Origin of the sequence: Halomonas sp. NCCP-2165, from assembly GCF_023708045.1 — a bacterium.
GTDB lineage: Bacteria > Pseudomonadota > Gammaproteobacteria > Pseudomonadales > Halomonadaceae > Bisbaumannia > Bisbaumannia pacifica.
In genome coordinates, this window is sequence record NZ_BRCY01000011.1 from 52,870 (window position 1) to 61,031 (window position 8,162).

The following is an 8,162-nucleotide window of genomic DNA, read 5'->3' on the forward strand; positions in this document are numbered from 1 at the left end:
GCCATAATAGGCCTCCTTTTTTCGCCCAGGACTGGCTATGTGGTTCAAGCACTTGCATCTCTATCGACTGCATGACACCGAGGTCATCCCGCTGGAGGCCCTGGAGGAGCGGCTCGCCGAACAGGCCTTTCGCCCCCTGGGCGGCAGCGAGGCGACCCGACTGGGGTGGCGCACCCCGGGCGGGCGCACCAGCCCCCGTTTCGTGCATGAGGTGCAGGGCCATCGACTGCTCTCGGCGCTGCGTCAGGAGCGCGTGCTGCCCAGCGCCGTGGTACGCGAGGAGGTCGAGGAACGCGCCGCCGACCGCGAGGCCGCCGAGGGTCGCCCCCTGCCCCGCCGCGAGCGCCAGGCCATCAAGGAGCAGGTCTACGAGGAGTTCCTGCCTCGCGCCTTCGTGCGCAGCCAGCGCCTCGACCTGTGGTGGGATACTCGCGGCGGCCTGATCGGCGTCAATGCCAGCTCTCGCAAGCGCGCCGAGGAGATCCTCGACCTGCTGCGCCAGACCCTGGGCAGCCTCAAGGTCACCCCCCTGGCCACCCAGATGCTGCCGATCCGCGCCATGACCGCCTGGCTCGGCGATCCCCAACAGCGCCCCGAGGGGCTGGTGCTCGGTGATCAGGTGGAGCTCAAGGCCAAGGACGAGGGCGTGGTGCGCGCCCGGCAGATGGACCTGGACAGCGACGAGATCAAGCAGTTGCTGGAGAACGACCGCCAGGTCACGCGTCTCGCCCTGGAGGTGGAAGGCCAGCTCGCCTGGACCCTGCATGACGACCTGGCCCTGAAGTCGCTGCGCTTCGCCGATGCGGTGATCGATGAGGCGGCCCAGGCCGACGATGGCGACGATGCCATCCTGCGCCTGGAGACCGATTTCGCCCTGATGGCCCAGACCCTGGCTCCGGTCATCAGCCAACTGACCCGCTGGCTGGGCGGTGAAGCCAGTGCCCAGGAGGGTGGCACCGCCACCCTGGCCCAACAATAACGAGCGTGTGATAGCCCCGTGACACAAGCATCGAACGACACCCCGGATCCCTTCGCCGAGATTCGCCCCTACCATGACGACGAGGTCGCCGAGGTCCTGGCGCGCCTGGCCCGCGACCCGGAATTGCTCGACGCCCTGACCCAGTTCAAACTGCCGCGCCTGGCCCGTTTCGCCCCTGGCCTGGCACGCACCCTGGCCAGTTTCGTCGTGCGCCGTGAGGTACGCGGCGTGACCAGCGTGCGCGACTTCCAGGCGCGCATCGCCGGCTATATGCAGCGCATGATCCGCACCACCACCGACGCCTTCAAAGTGACCGGCCTGGATGCCCTGGATGGCGATACCGCTTATCTCTTTATCGGCAACCACCGGGATATCTCCCTGGATCCGGCCTTCGTCAACTACGCCCTCTACCTGGCCGGGCGCAACACGGTGCGCATCGCCATCGGCGACAACCTGCTGCAGAAGCCCTATGTCAGCGACCTGATGCGCCTCAACAAGAGCTTTATCGTGCCGCGCAGCGCCCGAGGCAAGCGCGCCATGCTGGCCGCCTACCAGCGGCTCTCCGCCTATATCCGCCACTCCATCATCGAGGACAACCACTCCATCTGGATGGCCCAGCGGGAGGGGCGTGCCAAGGACGGTATCGACCGTGCCGACCCGGCGATCATCAAGATGCTGACCATGGCGCGCCGCCAGCAGGACAAGACGCTGGGCATCGGCGAGGCGGTCCGCGAGCTGCGCCTGGTGCCGGTGTCGATCAGCTACGAGTACGATCCCTGCGACCTGCAGAAGGCCCACGAGCTGCATGCCCTGCATACCGAGGGACGCTACGAGAAGGTCCAGTATGAGGACATCCGCTCCATCGTTGCCGGCATCACCGGCCCCAAGGGGCGCATCCGGCTTCACTTCGGGACGCCTGTCGGCTTGAGACAGGACCTCGACTCCGCCGAGGCGGTGACCGCCGAGATCGATCGCCAGGTGCTGGCCGGCTACCACCTCTTCCCCAGCCACTACCTGGCCCTGGAGGCCAGCGAGGGCATCGAGGAAGGGCTGCGCCGGGAGTTGCTCGATCTCAGCGAGGTGACCGAGGCGGATCGCCGCCGCTTCGAGGCGCGCCTGGCCGAGGTGCCGGCCCACCTGCGCGACTGGTGGCTGGCCCAATATGCCAACCCGGTGCTCAACCGGGCCGGCAGGCTGTAACCGGCGAACCGCCCAGGACACCGACCATGGCTAATGCTTCCCCTCTCGAGCCGGCCGACAAGGGACGCGAAGCGCGCCGCGTGACCCTGGTCGGCGCCGCCTTCGACGGCCTGCTGGGCCTGTTCAAGGTCATGGTCGGCACCCTGGTGGGCTCGGCGGCGCTGGTGGCCGACGGCATCCACTCCTTCTCGGATCTGGGAACCGATGCCTTCGTGCTGGCCGCCACCCATTTCGGCCACCAGGCCCCCGACCGCAACCACCCCTATGGCCATGGACGCATCGAGACCCTGGCCACCCTGTGGCTAGGCAGCGTGCTGCTCTTCGTGGCCGGGGGCATCGCCTGGGCCAGCGTAATGCGGCTATCCACCGGCGAGCCGATCCCCACCCCGGGCCTCTGGGCCATCCTGCTGGCCGTCGTGGCCCTGGCCATCAAGGAGTGGCTCTACCACTACACCCTGCGCACCGCGCGACGCATAGGCTCCAAGCTGCTGGAGGCCAACGCCTGGCACTCGCGCAGCGACGCCCTGTCCACCGTGGTGGTCCTGGTGGGCCTGGTCGGCGCCCAGTTCGGCCATGGCTGGCTGGATGCCGTGGCCGCGGTGCTGGTGGCCCTGCTGGTAGGCAAGATCGGCGGGCGCCTGCTGTGGGAGTCGAGCCAGGAACTGATCGATACCGCCCTACCGGAAAGCCAGCAGGCGGCGATGCGCCAGGAGGGGCAAGGGGTGCCCGGGGTCCGCGGCATCCATGACCTGCGCACCCGGACCGTGGGCGGGAATGTGCTGCTCGATCTGCATATCGTGGTACCGCCACGCATCAGCGTTTCCGAGGCCCATGAGATCGGCAACGAGGTGAGCCGGCGACTGCGCCAGGCCTTCCCCGACCTGCATGACGTGACCTTCCATATCGACCCCGAAGACGACCAGAATATGCTGGCCCATAGCCATCAGCCCGGCCTGCCCCTGCGCCGTGAGGTCGAGGCGCGGCTCGCCGAGGCCTGGGGCGACGAGCCCTGCTGGCAATCACGGCTGGCGCTGGACCTGCATTACCTGGACAACCGTATCGATATTTCCCTCTATATCGACGCGTCCACCGCCGAGGTCGCCCTGGAACCCCTGGCCGCCAGCCTGCGGCAACGCGCGGCACACCTGACCTGGCTGGGTCGCCTGCGACTCTGGGTCGGCCCCGGAGAAACCGCCCGACGGTGACCCTGGCAGCGCTCCCCAACTGCTAGACTGGATACATTCTGAAACAGTATGTCACCCAGGGGAGTCGCCCGCCCGATGCATGCTCCGGCCCCGTCATCGCTGACTCGCCGCCGCTTCCTGATGGCAGGAGCCGGCGTGCTGCTGGCCGGACTGCTGGGGCCCCACGCCGCCACGGCGATCATGGATGCCTCGCGACTCAGGCAGCAGATGCGATCGCGCTATGGGGAGCCGGGGCTGGCGGCGCTGGAGGCCTGGCTGAACCTGCTGAGCCGGCTCCAGGAGGCGGACCTGCCGACCCGGCTTGGCGAGGTCAACGACTTCTTCAACCGGCGCATTCGCTGGGTGGACGATCTCGATGCCTGGGGCCGCGAGGACTACTGGGCCACGCCCCTGGAGGCCCTGGGCAACGGTCGCGGCGACTGCGAGGACTACTCCATCGCCAAGTACCTCACCCTCAGGCAGTTGGGCGTGCCCGGAGAGCGGCTGCGCATGATCTATGTGCGGGCGCGGATCGGTCGCAGCCGCATCACCCAGGCGCATATGGTGCTCGGCTACTACGCCACCGCGGATGCCGAGCCCCTGATCCTCGACAACCTGGTGCCCTCCCTTACCCCGGCCGCGCAGCGAATCGACCTCGACCCGGTCTTCAGCTTCAACAGCAATGGTTTGTGGGTCGGCGATGCCTCCGCCTCCCGCGGCGATCCACTGGCCCGGCTCTCCCGCTGGCGCGGTGCCCTGGCCCGCATGGAGGAGCAAGGCTTCCTATGATTCCCCGAGCCCCTCATCCCCACCCGCAAGGCAACCCCGTCAGTGAGGTGCGCCCATGTCACTGATCAAGCAGCTCTGGCTCATCATTGGCCTGGTACTCCTGCTGGCCTTCGGCGGCAGCCTGATGATCGGCCTGACCGCGACCCGCCACTATATTCAGCAGGAGGTGCGCATCAAGAACGCCGACAATGCCAATGCCCTGGCACTCAGCATGACGCAGCTCGACAAGGATCCGGTGCTGATGGAGCTATTGCTGGCGGCCCAGTTCGACACCGGCCACTACCGCTCGATCCGCCTGGAGAGCCCCGCTGGCGAGACGATCCTGCAGCGCCAGGCGGACGAGCAGATCGATGACCTGCCGGGCTGGTTCGTGGCCCTGGTCCGCTTCGAGGTACCGCCCGGCCGCGCCGTGGTTCAGGACGGCTGGCGGCAATACGGCACCCTGACCCTGGCCAGCCAGCACAGCTATGCCTACCGCACCCTGTGGCGCCGCGGCCTGCAGCTCACCGCCTGGTTCCTTCTGGCCGGGCTACTCAGCGCCCTGCTCGCCTGGTGGATCGTGCGTGGTATCCGGCGCCCCTTGCAGGCCACGGTGACCCAGGCCCGGGAGATCGGCGAACGGCGCTTTACCACTCGCCCCGAACCGCGCACCCGGGAGCTACGCGAGGTGACCGCCGCCATGAACCGACTCTCGACACGGGTGCGGGAAATGCTCAACGAAGAGGGGGAGAAGCTCGACCGACTGCATCATCGCCTGCGGCTCGACCCCCTGACCCGGGTGGCCAACCGCGACCACTTCATGCAACGCCTCCAGGCCAGCCTGGAGAGCGAACGCCGCGAGGCCCATGGCTGCCTCGCCCTGATCCGGGTCGGCGACCTGACCACCTACAACGAACGCCTGGGCCATGCCCGAATCGATACCCTGCTGGTCGAGCTTGGCCAGGCACTGACACGCCTCGCCGATGGCGAAGAAGGCAGCTTCTGCGGTCGACTCAACGGCAGCGACTTCGCCCTGCTGCTGCACTGGGAGGATGATCCCCGGGCCCTGGCCTCACGCCTGGCGGTCACCCTGCACCCCCTGGCCGACGCCGCCGAGACCATCCCCCTGCCACTGGCGGTGGCACGCCTGACCCCGGACGCCCGACGCGCCGAACTGCTCAGCCGTCTCGATGCGGGCCTCGCCGAGGCCGAGGCCCTGGGGCCCAGGGAGCAGGTCGTGGACAGGGGCGAGGCACCGCCGCCGCTGTTCACCAGCCATGATCAGTGGCGCCAGGCCCTGGCGCAGGCCTTCGACGATGGCGCCTACCTGGCTCACTACCCGGTGCTCACCCCCGAGGGCGAACTGCTCCATCACGAGTGCCCCTCCCGGCTCCGGCTGCGCGGGCATTGGCGCGGTCCCGAGGTCTTTATGCCCTGGGTACGCCGGCTGGCGCTCCAGCCTCGACTCGACCTGGCGGTGGTCACCCAGGCCCTGCGCGAGATCGACCGGGATGGCCTGCCCCGCGGCATCCACCTGTCGCTGGAAGGCATCGGCGACAGCCACCTGATCAGCCAACTGCAACGCCTGCTGACGACACACCCCGACGCCGGTCCGGCCCTCTGGCTGGAGCTGCCCCAGGTGGCCGTGCAGTACCGCCTCGACCGTGTCCGCGACCTCTGCCAGGCCCTGCGCCCCCACGGCTGCCGTATCGGCCTGGAGCACGCCGGCGCCGGCCTGGCACGACTGGCCGACCTGCAGGACCTGGGGCTGGGCTATATCAAGCTGGATGTCAGCCTGGTGGCTGCCATCGAGACCAGCCAGGAGCGTCAGGCCATGGTGCGGGGCATGGTGACCCTGTGCCGCTCACTGGGCATTCTCTCCATCGCCGAGGGCGTCACCACACACCGGGAACGGGATACCCTGATCGAGATCGGCGTTCATGGCCTCACCGGGCCGGGGATTCGTGATCCGCGCCATAACCTGGAGGATGACGGCGAGAACGACTGAGCGTCGATCAGATGACGTCATCCTCCTCATCGTCGAGCAAGTTGACGCTATTGAGCCGGCGACGCAGCGACTTGCGGGTCAACAGCTTGTCCCGGGCGGCATCGGGCAGGTCGGTGAAACTGATCACCCCCTTGTCCATCAGCACCTGGATCAAGTCTTCCAGCACCCGGACCAGCTCCAGATCGGAGGCCAACAACGGATCCGCCGCCGTCTCCCGCCCCAGGAAGCGATCCAGCTCGGGATCATCCCCGGGCAACCACTCCCGACACTCCGGTGAGGCCTCACGACTCACCTTTCTCAAGGCCCCCGTCTCATCCCGGCTCACGTACATGACACCCTCCTCGCCCGACGTATCTTGACTTCAGCATAACCCAATATAAAAAAACCGTGCCCGCGAGGCGGGCACGGCGGAGGGATGATGCGGGACAGGCTGGCTCATTCGATATTGAGCTGGCCATCACCGATCAAGGACTGAATAAAGTCCGCGGAATTGTTACCGCCCATACTCACGTCGGACAGCAGAATCGTCTGATCCGCATTGCTGCCATCACCGCTGATTCCTCCATCATGTTTGATATGCAGGATGGTATCGCTCCCTGATTGTTCAGCGACGACGTAACCATCGATATTCCCAACTCCTGCCCCTTGGAGCAGGTCGCTGATATCCAGCTGATCGGCATTGGCATCAGTGCCGAACTCCCCTAGCGTGAAGTCCGTGACTTCGTCCTCAGCAGGGTCGCTATCGGAGCCCTGATCGCCAAGATTCCAGACGAAGGTATCGGCGCCCAGGCCGCCGGTCAGGGTATCGTTTCCAGCGCCACCGATCAGGATATCATCACCATCTGTACCCACCAGGACATCATCACCTGAGGTCCCGGTAATTGCCTCGACTTCCAGCTCCTCCCCTTCTTCACCATCAATCACCAGGCTGAACTCTACGCTATCCGTATCACCATCAGCATCCACGACATCGAGAACGATACCTTCATAGGACAGATCATCCGGCGGTGTGGAAGACTCAGCCCCAACATTAATATTGTTCAAATTGAAGGCACCACTGTCACCATTATGAGCGACTTCAACGGAGGTCAGTAGATTACCGGCCTCGTAATCTGACCACCCAAGGTCAGTAATCTGTATTGTCTGCCCAGATGTCACGGAGAGAGAAATAGTCTCCATTGCTTCCATCATGGTGTCCGGATCGATATAACTTATCGTTATCGTGATGGCACCGCCGTACTGGCCAGTATATTTTGTTGCCTGGAACTTGAAGTCTTTAATCCCAAATGGAGTCGCGTTATCCCCATCATCAACAAATGAGAACAGTATCGACTGATTGACGTTGATATTCTGGTTATCAACCCCCCACCCCTGATCGCTGGGATTGACCACAGCAGAACTTCCATTACTTTCGGCAGTAACAAGGACATTGAAATCTGCATCACCCCCCAAATCGATCAGCAATTCGCCTTCAGGGCCACCTGCATTCGCCTCTGCACCACTAATGTCGAAAAACTCAACCTCGGGTTCACGATGGAAGACCTCAAGCGTATCTTCACCATCGGCATTCAGCGTGAGGATGGCTACAAGTACATCGCCTTCGTAGAAATTAAGCACAACCTGACTACCATCGGCAGCAACAGACCCAACTTCCACACCCTCTGGCAAGGTAGCGGTGACCTCACCAAAACCATCCGCACCATAAATCCAGTCGGCGAAATTACCGGTATAGGTCGTATCGACAGCCGGGTTCTGTGTGATCAGGCTAACAATACCATTACCGTCACCGTCATTAACCAGCGTGAAGGCCGGGCCGTCGTCATTGACGTCGATGGTCAGCGTCGCCTCCGGTGAGACGTCGCCATCGTCATCGCTCACCCGCACCTGGAACGGGTCCTGTACCTGATCGTCGGTGCCGGTGGCATCGATGAGGTCATGGTCCAGGGTGTTGTCGTCGAGGGTGTAACTCCAGCTACCGTCCTGGTTCACGGTCAGCGTGCCGTAGACGCCGGCCACCGTGGTG

At 65.0% G+C, this 8,162-nt stretch carries 7 protein-coding genes; 5 read left to right on the plus strand and 2 right to left on the minus strand.

Translation table 11 applies throughout. The features are described 5' to 3' along the window. Positions 1-37 precede the first annotated feature (37 nt). The 5 genes from NFU04_RS07715 to NFU04_RS07735 all read left to right on the plus strand — a co-directional run bounded on the left by NFU04_RS07715 (position 38) and on the right by NFU04_RS07735 (position 6,139). Positions 38-979 carry a recombination-associated protein RdgC gene (locus NFU04_RS07715; protein ID WP_251308922.1) on the plus strand — a complete coding sequence of 314 codons (942 nt, stop codon included), beginning with the start codon at positions 38-40 and terminating at the stop codon, positions 977-979. Positions 980-997: 18 nt separating this feature from the next. Then, a complete protein-coding gene (locus NFU04_RS07720; protein ID WP_251308923.1) occupies positions 998-2,179 on the plus strand; it encodes a 1-acyl-sn-glycerol-3-phosphate acyltransferase in 1,182 nt (393 codons plus the stop codon). A 26-nt stretch (positions 2,180-2,205) separates the two neighbouring features. After that, positions 2,206-3,384 carry a cation diffusion facilitator family transporter gene (locus NFU04_RS07725; protein ID WP_251308924.1) on the plus strand — a complete coding sequence of 393 codons (1,179 nt, stop codon included), beginning with the start codon at positions 2,206-2,208 and terminating at the stop codon, positions 3,382-3,384. Positions 3,385-3,459: 75 nt separating this feature from the next. Continuing rightward, positions 3,460-4,152, plus strand: a complete 693-nt coding sequence (locus tag NFU04_RS07730) for a transglutaminase-like cysteine peptidase (protein WP_251308925.1) — start codon at positions 3,460-3,462, stop codon at positions 4,150-4,152. Positions 4,153-4,207: 55 nt separating this feature from the next. Beyond that, positions 4,208-6,139, plus strand: coding sequence for an EAL domain-containing protein (locus NFU04_RS07735; protein ID WP_251308926.1), 1,932 nt, complete (start codon positions 4,208-4,210; stop codon positions 6,137-6,139). Positions 6,140-6,146: 7 nt separating this feature from the next. On the opposite strand, the gene NFU04_RS07740 is transcribed toward NFU04_RS07735, so the two are convergent. Then, positions 6,147-6,470 carry a tryptophan synthase subunit beta like protein gene (locus NFU04_RS07740; protein ID WP_146803500.1) on the minus strand — a complete coding sequence of 108 codons (324 nt, stop codon included), beginning with the start codon at positions 6,468-6,470 and terminating at the stop codon, positions 6,147-6,149. Between the two features lie 104 nt (positions 6,471-6,574). After that, a partial coding sequence (locus tag NFU04_RS07745; RefSeq protein WP_251308927.1) for a type I secretion C-terminal target domain-containing protein occupies positions 6,575-8,162 on the minus strand: 1,588 nt, incomplete at its 5' end.